Annotated in this window: 12 protein-coding genes and 1 pseudogene; 7 read left to right on the forward strand and 6 right to left on the reverse strand. The window is 71.2% G+C overall.

The window, feature by feature from the left end; genetic code table 11:
- Positions 1-41 precede the first annotated feature (41 nt).
- Complete coding sequence (locus tag AB0K67_RS25830) at positions 42-2,117, reverse strand: alpha/beta hydrolase-fold protein (protein WP_364065055.1); 2,076 nt, start codon at positions 2,115-2,117, stop codon at positions 42-44.
- 206 nt (positions 2,118-2,323) lie between these two features.
- On the opposite strand from AB0K67_RS25830, the gene AB0K67_RS25835 reads away from it, so the two are divergent.
- Positions 2,324-3,481 carry a GDSL-type esterase/lipase family protein gene (locus AB0K67_RS25835; RefSeq protein ID WP_364065058.1) on the forward strand — a complete coding sequence of 386 codons (1,158 nt, stop codon included), beginning with the start codon at positions 2,324-2,326 and terminating at the stop codon, positions 3,479-3,481.
- 181 nt (positions 3,482-3,662) lie between these two features.
- Complete coding sequence (locus AB0K67_RS25840) at positions 3,663-4,022, forward strand: cupin domain-containing protein (RefSeq protein WP_364065060.1); 360 nt, start codon at positions 3,663-3,665, stop codon at positions 4,020-4,022.
- A gap of 82 nt (positions 4,023-4,104) precedes the next feature.
- Here the strand turns inward: AB0K67_RS25840 and AB0K67_RS25845 are convergent, their stop codons facing one another.
- Positions 4,105-4,446 (reverse strand): TetR family transcriptional regulator, encoded by a 342-nt coding sequence (locus AB0K67_RS25845; protein ID WP_364065062.1) that lies wholly within the window; start codon positions 4,444-4,446, stop codon positions 4,105-4,107.
- Positions 4,447-4,459: 13 nt separating this feature from the next.
- Between AB0K67_RS25845 and AB0K67_RS25850 the strand changes: the two are divergent.
- Positions 4,460-4,792, forward strand: a pseudogene (locus AB0K67_RS25850) (dihydrofolate reductase family protein); the annotation flags it as partial.
- Positions 4,793-4,893: 101 nt separating this feature from the next.
- On the opposite strand, the gene AB0K67_RS25855 reads toward AB0K67_RS25850, so the two are convergent.
- From AB0K67_RS25855 to AB0K67_RS25870, 4 genes are all read right to left on the reverse strand, one after another.
- A complete protein-coding gene (locus AB0K67_RS25855) occupies positions 4,894-5,220 on the reverse strand; it encodes a hypothetical protein (RefSeq protein ID WP_364065063.1) in 327 nt (108 codons plus the stop codon).
- Between the two features lie 7 nt (positions 5,221-5,227).
- Entirely contained in the window at positions 5,228-5,596 is a 369-nt protein-coding gene (locus tag AB0K67_RS25860; RefSeq protein ID WP_364065065.1) for a YciI family protein, read from the reverse strand.
- A gap of 586 nt (positions 5,597-6,182) precedes the next feature.
- Positions 6,183-6,791 (reverse strand): hypothetical protein, encoded by a 609-nt coding sequence (locus AB0K67_RS25865; protein ID WP_364065067.1) that lies wholly within the window; start codon positions 6,789-6,791, stop codon positions 6,183-6,185.
- Positions 6,792-7,014: 223 nt separating this feature from the next.
- Positions 7,015-7,425, reverse strand: a complete 411-nt coding sequence (locus AB0K67_RS25870) for a MerR family transcriptional regulator (protein WP_364065069.1) — start codon at positions 7,423-7,425, stop codon at positions 7,015-7,017.
- A 64-nt stretch (positions 7,426-7,489) separates the two neighbouring features.
- On the opposite strand from AB0K67_RS25870, the gene AB0K67_RS25875 reads away from it, so the two are divergent.
- The 4 genes from AB0K67_RS25875 (at position 7,490) to AB0K67_RS25890 (ending at position 11,796) form a co-directional block, all read left to right on the forward strand.
- On the forward strand, positions 7,490-8,446 hold the full coding sequence (locus tag AB0K67_RS25875; RefSeq protein WP_364065072.1) for an SDR family NAD(P)-dependent oxidoreductase: 957 nt from the start codon (positions 7,490-7,492) through the stop codon (positions 8,444-8,446).
- A gap of 321 nt (positions 8,447-8,767) precedes the next feature.
- Positions 8,768-10,429 carry an RICIN domain-containing protein gene (locus AB0K67_RS25880; protein ID WP_364065074.1) on the forward strand — a complete coding sequence of 554 codons (1,662 nt, stop codon included), beginning with the start codon at positions 8,768-8,770 and terminating at the stop codon, positions 10,427-10,429.
- A gap of 301 nt (positions 10,430-10,730) precedes the next feature.
- Entirely contained in the window at positions 10,731-11,387 is a 657-nt protein-coding gene (locus tag AB0K67_RS25885; RefSeq protein WP_364065077.1) for a DUF998 domain-containing protein, read from the forward strand.
- Positions 11,388-11,418: 31 nt separating this feature from the next.
- Positions 11,419-11,796, forward strand: a complete 378-nt coding sequence (locus AB0K67_RS25890) for a YciI family protein (RefSeq protein ID WP_364065079.1) — start codon at positions 11,419-11,421, stop codon at positions 11,794-11,796.
- Position 11,797 lies beyond the last annotated feature (1 nt).

The following is an 11,797-nucleotide window of genomic DNA, read 5'->3' on the forward strand; positions in this document are numbered from 1 at the left end:
GTCCGCTTCGCCGGCGGACGATCCCTTCCTGTTTCATGGCTTCAGTGCTGGACGGTGGCGAGGAAGACGTCGCCGTTGCCGAGCGCGCGGCCGCCCTCCGGCGTGCCGTACGTCAGGCCCGCGATCGCCACCTTCCCCTCCCCCGCCGCGGCGGCGTAGACGTTGGGCTCGGAGAACGGGTCCACGGCGTCGTCCCTGGCGGTGCCGAGCTGGGCGGCGGCGCGCTGACCGCCCTTGGCGTCCAGGCGGAGCGCCACCACGTCGGCGCCGCCCGCCGGCACCCCGACCTTGCCCCGGGTGTAGCCGACCACCTCGACCTCGCCGCCGGGCAGCGCGGCCAGCGCGGCGCCCTCGTCCGCCTGGGCGGTGGCGAGCGAGTGCTGCCAGCGGCGCTTTCCCCGGTCGGTGTAGGCGACGGTGAGCGCGTCTCCGGAAGCGGCACCCGTGGCGACGACCAGGCCGGTGGTGGTGACGGTGACCGCGTTGAGCCGGTCGTCTCCCGCGCCGCCCTCGGTGGCGGCCCAGGTCCTGGCGCCGTCGGCGGTGTAGGCGGCCAGCCAGCCGTCCATGCCGCCGCGCGCGGTCGTGCCGGGCATGGCGGCCGAGGTGCTGCCGGTCAGGTAGAGGCCGGCGGGCGCGGCGGCGACGCCGGTGGCCTTGTCCTCGCCGGGGCCGCCGTACTGGCGGATCCACGCCACCTCGCCGCCGGGCGTGATACGGGCGGCGATGGCGTCCTTGTCTCCGGCGTTCTCGCCGTCCAGCGCGCCCTTGGTGTAGCCGGCGACGTACGCGCCTCCGTCAGGGGCGGCGGCCAGCCCGTAGACGCGGTCGGCGGCGTCCGGCGCGCCGAACTGGGTGATCCAGCGGACCTCGCCGTCCGCGCCGATCCTGACCACGAACGCGTCGTCGCCGGTGTTGCCCGCGTGCTTCCCGTCCAGGTCGCCCTTGGTGTATCCGGCCGCGAGCACGCCGCCGTCCGGCAGCGCGGCGACCCCGTACAGGCGCTCGTCGGCGGGGGTGGAGATGCGGCGCGTCCAGCCGCCGATCCTGCTCACGACGGCGTCCAGGTTGCCGTTCTCCGTGGTGGCGTACCCGATGGTCAGGGTGCCGTCGGCGGAGGCGGCGACGCCGCCCGCCCAGTCGACGCCGGAGCCGCCGTGCAGCGGGGCGGGCAGGCCCGTCGGCGGGGTGACGCTCAGTGCGGGGCCGAGGTCGGCCATGGCCTGCTCGAACGCGGGCGTCCAGACGTCCCAGTCGTGGCCGCCGTCCAGCACCCGGAGCTGCGCGGAGATCGCGGGCGAGCGGCGGGCGGCGTTGTAGAGCGCGGCGGACTCGAAGTCGAGGTCGTGGCGGGCGTCGGCGGGGTCGGGGTTGGCGTACTCGTCGTCGCCGACCGCCACGAACAGCCGTACCGGCAGGTCGGGGTCGAGATCCGGCAGCAGGGCCGGGTAGTTGAGCTCCTTGTAGACCTCGTCGTCGAACTTCTCGCCGCCCTTGCCGAACGCGCCGTAGTCGCGGGCCGAGGAGTCGGACGGCGGCAGCGGCGTGTAGACGGCGGGGCTGAGCACGGCGGCGGCGCCGAACAGGTCCTGATGGGCGAGCGCGTAGCGCAGCGCGCCCGCGCCGCCCATCGAGTAGCCGCCGACCAGGCGGGCCTGCCTGATGGGCGCCGTCCGGTACGTCGCGTCCACGTGCTTGACGAGGTCCCTGGTCAGCGCCGTCTCCACCGGGCGGCCCGGCAGGTCGGCGCCGGTGTACCGGGAGTCGACGTACCAGCTTCCGCGCTCGCTCCAGGGGGCGTCCGGCATGACGGCGATGACGGGCGGGATGCGCTTGGTCCTGATCATGTCGTCGAGGGTCGTCTTGACCCGGGTCCACGCCTGCATGCTGTCGCCCCGGCCGTGCAGCAGGTAGAGCACGGGGTGGCGGGCCTTGTCCCGGTCGTAGCCGGCGGGCAGGTAGACGTTGTAGGCGATGTCCTCGCCCAGGGCCGGTGAGGGCGCGGCGCCGGTCGTGATCGTCCCGCCGGCCCGCACATCGGTCTGGCCGGGAACGCTCAGGCTGAGCGCGGTGACGACGGCGAGCGCGCCGGCGGTGATCCATCGGGGCAGGGGCATCGACCACTCCTGTAAACGTTTACCGAACGCGCCTCATGTTTCGGGAGAGTTTCATGGGGCGGGGGGTTCCTGTCAACCGGTCACGTGATCACCCGCCGGACAAGGCGGCCGCGCGGCGCCGACCGGCGACACCGTGGCCGAACTTAATACTTTTAAGTTGCTGCATAATAGGTATAACTTCTCCCTTCTTCTCCCAGGCCGAGGCGATGAACAGCGAACTGATCACCACACCCGTGACCGCGGATCTGCTGCGGGGCGCGCTCGACGTGGAGCGCACGCCGTACGGGCTGCTCCCCCACCGGCTGCCCGCGCGGGCGCGCAGGCAGATCCCCGACGAGCAGCTCGCCATGGCCGAGAGCCAGCCGTCCGGCGTGCGGCTCACCTTCCGCACCGCCGCCACCGTCATCGAGCTGGACACGCTGCCCACCAAGCGCGCCTACCGCGGGCTGCCGCAGCCGCCGGACGGCGGGTACGACCTGGTGATCGGCGGGCGGCTCGCCGCCCAGGCCACGGTGCCGGGCGGGCGGGTGCGCATCACCGACCTGACAAGCGGGGTCGTCGAGCTGCGCGAAGGGCCGGCCGGCACCGCCCGCTTCACCGGCCTGCCCGCCGGTGACAAGGACGTCGAGATCTGGCTGCCGCACAACGAGACCACCGAGCTCGGCGCCCTGCGTACCGACGCGCCGGTCTCGCCGGCGCCCTCCGGCGGGCGGCGGGTGTGGCTGCACCATGGCAGCTCGATCAGCCACGGCTCCAACGCCACCCACCCCACCGCCATCTGGCCCGCCCTGGCCGCCGCTCTCGGCGGGGTCGAGCTGGTCAACCTGGGCTTCGGCGGAGGCGCGCTGCTCGATCCGTTCACCGCCCGTACGATGCGGGACACCCCGGCGGACCTCATCAGCGTCAAGATCGGCATCAACCTGGTCAACTCCGACGCCATGCGGCTGCGTGCCTTCGTTCCCGCCGTGCACGGCTTCCTCGACACGATCAGGGAGGGGCACCCGGAGACGCCACTGCTGGTCGTATCGGCCATCCTCTGCCCGATCCAGGAGCACACGCCGGGGCCGCTGACGGCCGCGCTCGAGGACGGCACCGTACGCTTCCGGCCCACCGGCGACCCGGCGGACCGCGCGTCCGGCCGCCTCACCCTCGACGTCATCCGCGGCGAGCTGTCCCGCATCGTCGCCGAACGGGCCGCCGACGACCCGCACCTGCACTACCTCGACGGCCGCTCCCTCTACGGCGAGCGCGACCACGCCGAGCTGCCGCTGCCCGACGACCTGCATCCGAGCGAGGAGGGGCACCGCCGGATCGGGACGAACTTCGCCCGCCTGGCCTTCGGCCCGGGTGGCGCGTTCGCGTGAGGGGGCGGCCCCGCCGGGGGCGGCAGCGTCGCTTGCGCGGCGGCTCCGCACGAGGGGCGATTGGGGGCGGCACCACGCGGGGAGCGGCGCCCCGCCGATGACGGGCCATTTGCCCAGTTCATCGGCTTGTGAGGGGTTTCGTCCGGTGAAAGACTGGAGGTTGACGGAAGGGGGGACCGTCATGATCGAGGTCAAGAACATCGACAAGCCGGACGAACGCCGCGACTTCCCCATGGGGCATCTGGAAGTCTGCAACCTGTCCGGATGCACCTTCGGCATCGCCACGTTCGAACCGGGCTGGCACTGGTCGGAGTCCGTCAAGCCGATCGCGGGCACCGACTCCTGCCAGGTGCACCACAACGCGTTCGTGGTGCAGGGCAGGATGCGGCTGCACGCCGACGACGGCACGGAAGCCGAGATCGGGCCTGGCGACATCTTCGTCTGCCCACCGGGACACGACGCCTGGGTGGTAGGCGACGAACAGGTCATCATGTACGACTTCGCCGGCGGCGCCGCAACGTACGCCAAGGCGTCCACGTAGGCCGTGCACAGGGCCGGCGACAACGGCCGGCCCGCCAACGGGCAGAGCGGCGGCCGGGCGACGCGCCGGCGATGAGCAGATGTCAGTCGTCGCTCAGCATCCGCCTGACCGCAACGTCCACCAGGTCGTGGATCTCCTGCTCCGTGAAGATCTCGGGCAGAGTCAGACGTTCGACGATGAGCCAGTTGAGCGATTCGCGACTGCGCGCAATGGTGGCCTCATCGGGCAGCAGCCGCTCATAGATCCGCCCGCCCACCTGGGTGAACAGGTCGTCGCGGGAGGAGAAGTAGTTGGACGCGGTGCCGACGGGCACGCCCGCTCCCGCATCGACGGCACGAAAGGTCAGCCCGCGCGCTCCCTCTCTGGCGAGCACCTCGACGGCCGCGTCGATCAGCGCCCGTCGCCGCTCAGGATTCTTCCGCACTAACGTGCCCACCACCAGCCCGTACGCGCACCTGCGCCAGTACGTCGTCTCCCGCACGATCACCATCGACGACCCGGCCGTCCAGGTGGAGCGGGGCGACCCCATCGAGCTGGTACGCAGGCTGAAGGCCGAGGACACCGGCCTCGACATCTACCTGGGAGGCGGCGGCAAGCTCGCCTCGTCGCTGCTGCCGGAGATCGACGAGCTCATCGTCAAGAGCTACCCCGTGGTTGCGGGCGGGGGCATCCCGATGTTCAACGGCGGCTTCCAGCCCACCCTGTTCACGGTGACGCACCGGGAGGTCTTCAGCAACGGCTCCCAGGTCACCTGGCTCACCAGGTCCTGATCGGCGGGTGGGCGCGGTCGCACGCGCATCGGCCACCGGCGCGCGACCGCGCCGCCCCGGCGATCGGCCCAGGTCCTCACGTCGGACCTGGGGGGTGGTCGTCACATCTCCATGCCGTCCGGCGTCATCACCGGCCGTACGTCGACGCCGCCGCCACGGCCGCCGAGGAGCAGTACGGCCAGCTCCACGGCGCGTTCGCGATCCGCGCACTCGATCACGTACTGTGCGGCGGCGGGCGGGCGGGCCTGGACGTACGTCCCGCAGCTCACGCGCGGCACGCCGTCCAGAACCCGTACGACGACACCGATGGACGGATCGGCGAGCGCGTGCCCGCCGATCAGCTCGCCCGCCTCACCCGTCACGGCCAGGAATCTCCCGTCCCCGAGGCCCTCCTCCGGCTCGCGATGCAGGGTCAGGACGAAACGCACCGCCCGCTCAGTCCTCGCCCGTCGCCGAGAAGACGACCGGGCGCACCTCGATGCCGAGGCCGTCGACCGCCGCGTCGGGAATGAGCGCGGCCAGCTCCAGAGCACGCTCGCGGTTTTCGACCTCGACCAGGTAGTAGCCGCCGAAGTACTCCTTGGCCTCCAGGTACGGCCCGTCGGTCACGGCCGGGACGCCACCGCGGACGCGGACCACGGCGCTCTCCGACGGATCGCCCAGCGCGGCGGTCTCGATCAGCTCGCCGGACTTCTTGATCGTCTCCATGAACGCGCCGTGGCCGTTCATCACCGCGTTGCGCTGCTCCTCGGTCAGCCCGTCCCAGACCTGCGGGTTCACGTGCATGATCAACAGGAACTTCACGTCGTCTCCTTCGCACGGACGGCGGCACCGCCATCGGCGCCGCTCACCAGGTAGTCGGGGCGGCCGCGGCGTCTTCGACATGCCGGAGCCACCAATGTACGCGCGACCGCCACAGACAGCGCCGGCACCGATAAAAGCACAGGCCAGACGGTAAAAGTTGGGCGATGAAGCCCCCAGGGGGCGTTTCGCGGGAAGGATCCGGCGAACCGCCGGGTTGCCGTAAATGTTGGCATCAATATGCGAGTACGAAGTACCGCACTTCGCTAAGTAACGGGGGTTGTCATGGCGATGCTGCACTACCTCGGTTTGATGGGTTTCGGGGCCGCCCGCCCGCCGAAGGATCTTCCCGGTGGGGGCAGTAACGGTGGGAACGCCGGCTCTAGCGCCCGCCGCCGGCGCCGCCGCCGCTGAGCGGAGGTCACCGAGGTGACCGATCACATGACAGAACACGAGAGGGCCGAACGCACACAGCGTCCGGCCCTCTCCTTGCGTCCGGCCCTCTCCTTGCGTCCGGCCCTCTCCTTGCGTCCGGCCCTCTTCTTGTGTCCGGCCGTCTTCTTGTGTCCGGCCGTCTCTCGTGTGCGGCTCAGCAGGTGGGCGCTTTCGGGACGTCCTCGCCGTACTTCGCCCACGAGCACACCGTGCGGAACGCGATCTTCCACCGGCCGCCCTGCTGCACCGCCTTGCCCCGTCTGCTCGACAGCAGGGTCCGCTCGCCGCGGCGCAGCACGTACGACACCTGGGCCTGCGTCGGCGAGTCGAAGCGCACGTTCCTGACCCGGCTCGACATGTGGCCGAACCGCTCGTCCGTGGCGAACGCCTGCACCATCAGCTCGTTCATCTCGCCGTTCTCCACGATCTTCACCTTGGCCGCGGTCGAGCCGCGCTCGTCGAAGAACGTCTCCCAGGCGCGTCTGATCTCCCCCTCGGCGCGGGCCGGGTTGGGGGGCTCCGACGCGGTGGCGCTGGGGGAACCGCTCGACGTCGTGGAGGCCGTCGGGCTGAGCGTGCCCGCCTCGGGTGACGTGCCGGACGGCGGCGCGGAGCCGGTGGGAGATGTCGCGCCAGGGCTCGGGGTCGCCCGCGGTTCCTGCTCGCCGGAGCAGCCCGCCGTGAGGAGCGCGGCCGTGGCCATGATGGCGCAGATCTTCTTCGTGACGGTGGGGGTGGTCGTCGCGGATCGGGCGGGTTTCACGGTCTCGCCCTTGAGACCTCAGTACGCATGGGCACGCGACGACCGTATGGGGACGGCCGGAGATTCGCCAAGCAGTACGGCCATGTGTCCCGCAGACGGCACGCCGCGCCTGACCGGGACCAGGCGGTGCGCGGGCATGCACCGATGCGCACACCGCCGGCAGCCCGCCGAACGCGTGCGCCCGCGCCCCGCCGGCAGCCTCCTCGCCCGGCTGCGATCGCGGCTACGCCGAGGGCGTCGGCGCCCAAACCCCGGCCGCGGTCCCCTCTTCGACGTGCTTGCGGTAGATCACGACCTTGTCGTGAATGATCTCCAAGCTCGCCGTCAGCGCGGCGATCTTCTCCCGTACGGCCTGCTCGTGCTCTTCCAGCAGCGCGAGCCGCTCCTCCTCATTGCCGGGCCCTGACCGCACGAGCTTCGCGAACCTCTTCAGCGTGGCGATGGGCATGCCGGACTCCCGCAGCCGGTTGCACAGCAGCAGCCACTCGACATCTGCCTGCTCGTAGACGCGCCGCCCACCGGCCGTGCGCGGGATCGGACGGAGAAAGAGCTGCTCGCGCTCGAAGAACCGCAGCGCGTGCACGCCCAGACCGGTCGCCTTCGCGACATCTCCGATGGACAGTCCGCCCTTCACGCCCACTCCGCCGCACCGCCCGTAGCTTGACCTAGATCGCACTCTAGATTCTAGCCTCCGGCGCATGGCGATCACCCAGCACAAGATCGGCTCGGGCTTCGGCGCGCACAGCACCGCGGACGACGTCCTGGCCGGCATCGATCTTTCCGGCAAGACCGTTCTCATCACCGGCGGCTACTCGGGCCTCGGCCTCGAAGCCACCCGGGCCCTGGCACGGGCGGGCGCGCACGTGGTCGTGCCCGCCCGCCGCCCCGCCGTGGCGGAGGAGGCGCTGCGCGGCATCCCGCGTACGGAGGTCCGGCGGCTCGACCTGGCGGACCTCGCCGGCGTCGCAGCGTTCAGCGACCGGTTCCTGCAGACCGGCAGGCTCATCGACATCGTCATCGCCAACGCGGGCGTCATGGCCTACCCCGACAAGCACATAGGCCCAGGGTGGGAGGCGCACTTCGCCATCAACCACCTCGGGCACTACGCCCTGGTCAACCACCTGCGCCCGGCCCTCTCGCCCACGGGGGCACGCGTGGTGTCCGTCGCCTCGGCGGGGCATTTCCTGTCGGACATCCGCTGGGACGACCCGCACTTCCGCGACGGTTACGATCACTGGCTCGCGTACGGGCAGTCCAAGACGGCCAACGCCCTGTTCGCCGTACATCTCGACGCCCTCGGCGCGAGCGACGGAGTGCGCGCCTTCGCGGTGCACCCCGGCAGCATCCTCACCCCGCTGCAGCGGCGTATCCCGCGCGACGAGCAGATCGCCCTGGGCTGGATCGACCGGGACGGCCGCCAGGCGGACGGCTTCAAGACGCCCGCCCAAGGGGCGGCGACGGCCGTTTGGGCGGCCACCGCACCTCGGCTCGGCGCGTACGGCGGCGCGTACTGCCAGGACTGCGACATCGCCGAGATGGCGACCACCGACGACATGCTCATCGGCGGCGTGAAGCCCTGGGCGATCGACCCCGCCTCCGCGTCCCGGCTCTGGACGCTCTCCGCCGAACTCACCGGGCTCGACGCCTTCTCCTGAGCCGGCGCACGCGGGTGCGGGAACCGTGCGATCCGGGGCCGCAGCGCATGAATATTGCAATCGGTTGTTGCAGTGATCTCTAGCATGACCAGCGCGAACGTCCCGCAGCGTTTGCAGTTTTACCTGGACGTATTGACGTTTCATCCGCGTAACGTCACTGTTACTGCAACCGGTTGTCATCCCGTACCCCGCAGAACCAGACACCAGCGACCCGCGCGTGCCGCCCGCCCCCACGCATAACGGCCACCGTCCACCGCCGCCTTCCCGCGGCGGGCGGCACGCCCGGACACGACACCCCCCTCGTACGAATGGAGCTGGGACGTGCGCAAGAACGAACCATTCGCCAGAAGGCTCACCATCGTCCTGACCAGCGGCCTCATCGCGACCGGCGGCCTGGTGTCCGCGGTGGACGCCCCGGCCGCGGCGGCCCCCGCGAACGGCGACTACACGCTGGTCAACGGCGCCAGCGGGCTGTGCGCCACCGTGCCGGGGCAGAGCACAGGCGACGGCGTGCAGCTCGTACAGAACACCTGCTCCGACGCCGCAGGTCAGGTGCTCACGATCACCGCGTCCGGCGGCGGCTACCAGATCAAGGCCGCGCACAGCGGCAAGTGCCTCGGCGTCAAGGACGCCTCCACCAGCGCGGGCAAGGCCGTGCAGCAGGAAACGTGCACGGGCGCCGCCTCCCAGACCTGGCAGCTCACCGAGTCCGGCTCGAACTACCGGGTCGTCAACGTCAACAGCGGCAAGTGCCTCAACGTCAAGGACAACTCCACCTCGTCAGGTGCCGCGCTGCAGCAGAACTCCTGCGACTCGGCCGCCACCAAGCAGTGGACGCTCAAAACGGCAGGCAGCGGCGACCCCGATCCCGACCCGGACCCGACCGACCCGCCTACCAGCGACGTCCTGTACGTCGCGCCCAACGGCAGGGACGGCGCGAGCGGCACCCAGTCCGACCCGACGACGCTCACCTCGGCGATCACCCGCATCGCCCCCGGCGGCACCATCTACCTGCGCGGCGGCACGTACAACCACTCGCAGACGATCACCATCGCGCCGGGCAACAACGGCACCTCCAGCGCCCGCAAGAAGATCTCCGCCTACCCGGGCGAGACGCCGATCCTGAACTTCTCCGCCCAGAGCGAGAACTCGGCCAACCGAGGACTCGCGGTCAACGGATCGTACTGGCACATCTACGGCATCGTGGTGGAGCGGGCCGGCGACAACGGCATCTTCGTCGGCGGCAGCAACAACATCCTGGAGCGCACGGTGACCCGCTACAACAGGGACACCGGCCTGCAGCTGTCCAGGATCGCCTCCGACACGCCGCGCGACCAGTGGCCGTCCAACAACCTCATCCTGAGCGCGCTGTCGCACGACAACGCCGACTCCGACGGCGAGGACGCCGACGGCTTCGCCGCCAAGCTCACCGTCGGCTCCGGGAACGTCTTCCGCTACTCGGTCGCCCGCAACAACATCGACGACGGCTGGGACCTCTACACCAAGGACGACACCGGCCCCATCGGGCCGGTGACCATCGAGGACTCGCTGTCGTACAACAACGGCACGCTCAGCGACGGCAGCCAGGCCGGCAACGGCGACCGCAACGGCTACAAGCTCGGCGGCGAGGACATCGGGGTCGACCACGTGATCCGGCGCAGCATCGCCTACCGCAACGGCAAGCACGGCTTCACCTACAACCGCAACCCGGGCACGATGACGATCTCCGACAACGTCGGCATCGACAACGCCCAGCGCAACTTCACCTTCGACGCCGGCACGTCGGTCTTCCGCAACAACGTCTCGTGCCGCAGCGGCAGCGGGTCGAACGACAAGATCGTGGGCAACGCCGACGGCTCCAACCAGTTCTGGATGGGCTCGAACGGCTCTCGCTGCTCCTCCTACAGCGGCCCGCTGAGCTGGTCGTTCGCCTCGGACGGCCGCCTCATCGTCACCTTCGGCGGCGCCCCCGCGACGCCCTGACGATCCCAGAGCGGGGAGCCCTCCGCGACCCCTGCGCCCCCTCGCGGGGAGCCCTCGGTGGCGCCCTGCGCCCCCTCACGGGAGCCCTCAGCGGGGCCCCGCGCCCCCCTGACGCTCCTCCAGGCGGGAAGCCCTCGGCGGCTCCCCGCCTCTCCCCCGGCGGCCTCGGGCCCTCCGCCTCCCGAGGCCGCCGTCCTCTTTTTCAAGATTTTCCGGGGCGGTCGTCGAAATCGGGGCGTTCCGTTCGCCGCGTACGTGACAGGGCCGCACGGGGCGGCCCGCGAACGCGAGGACGACGACCATGACGACCGCATCCCTCTCCACCACTTCCGGCTCCCCCCGCCCGCTGCTGGCGCTGGGCATCGCGGCCGGGCCCCTGTACGTGACGGCGGGCCTGGCGCAGGCGCTGACCCGGGACGGCTTCGACCTGACCAGGCGCTCCTGGAGCCTGCTCGCCAACGGTGACCTCGGCTGGATCCAGACCGCGAACTTCCTCGTCACGGCCCTCCTCACGATCGGCGGCGCGGCCGGGCTGCGCGCGGCGACGGCTCCAGGGCGGGGCTCGCGCTTGGCGCCGATGCTGGTGGCCGCGTACGGGGCGAGCATGATCGGCGCGGCGATCTTCCCCGCCGACCCGGCGATGGGCTTCCCGGCCGGCACCCCCGAAGGCCCCGGTACGGTCACCGCGTCCGGGCTCGCCCACCTCGCCGTCGGCGGCGCCGGGTTCCTGTGCATGACCGCGGCCTGCTACGTTGTCGCCTCCCGGTTCGCCCGCGAGGGTCGCCGCGGCTGGGCCACCTACTCCCGGATCACCGGGACGACGTTCCTGGCGGCGTTCGCGGGGATCGTGAGCGGGAGCGGCGCGGCCTGGAGCACGCTCGGATTCGTCGCCGGGATTGTGGCGATCTGGTGCTGGCTGTCGCTGGTGTCGCTGCATTTCGCCCGTACCGCCGCCTGAGTCCGCCCATCTCGTACAGAAGGAGACCGCCATGCGTTACCTGGTCACGTTGCGCGTCAACGCCCAGCCAGAAGGACCGCCACCCGCCGAGCTGATGGAGGCCATCATGGAGCTCGGCCGGCAGGCCACCGAGTCAGGGGCGCTGCTCGACCAGAGCGGGCTCGCACCCAGCTCCGAGGGCGCCAGGGTCGAGGTGTCCGGCGGCCGGCTGGCCGTCACCGACGGGCCGTTCGCCGAGGCCAAGGAGCTGATCAGCTACGCGTTGTACGAGGTCAGGAGCAAGGAGGAGGCGGTGGAGTGGGCCACGCGCTTCGTCCGGCTGCACCGCGACCTGTGGCCGGGCTGGGAAGGTCAGGCGGACGTCCTGCGGCTCTTCGGTCCCCAGGACTTCGCACCGCCCGCCCCCTGAG

It is taken from the genome of Nonomuraea sp. NPDC052634, from assembly GCF_040678535.1.
GTDB lineage: Bacteria > Actinomycetota > Actinomycetes > Streptosporangiales > Streptosporangiaceae > Nonomuraea > Nonomuraea fastidiosa.

Bases quoted from the DNA above. Each gene is read 5' to 3' on its own strand.
- AB0K67_RS25890 (WP_364065079.1), top strand. From the start codon at position 11,419: ATGCGTTACCTGGTCACGTTGCGCGTCAACGCCCAGCCAGAAGGACCG.
- AB0K67_RS25885 (WP_364065077.1), top strand. From the start codon at position 10,731: ATGACGACCGCATCCCTCTCCACCACTTCCGGCTCCCCCCGCCCGCTG.
- AB0K67_RS25830 (WP_364065055.1), bottom strand. From the start codon at position 2,117: ATGCCCCTGCCCCGATGGATCACCGCCGGCGCGCTCGCCGTCGTCACC.
- AB0K67_RS25875 (WP_364065072.1), top strand. From the start codon at position 7,490: ATGGCGATCACCCAGCACAAGATCGGCTCGGGCTTCGGCGCGCACAGC.
- AB0K67_RS25840 (WP_364065060.1), top strand. From the start codon at position 3,663: ATGATCGAGGTCAAGAACATCGACAAGCCGGACGAACGCCGCGACTTC.
- AB0K67_RS25835 (WP_364065058.1), top strand. From the start codon at position 2,324: ATGAACAGCGAACTGATCACCACACCCGTGACCGCGGATCTGCTGCGG.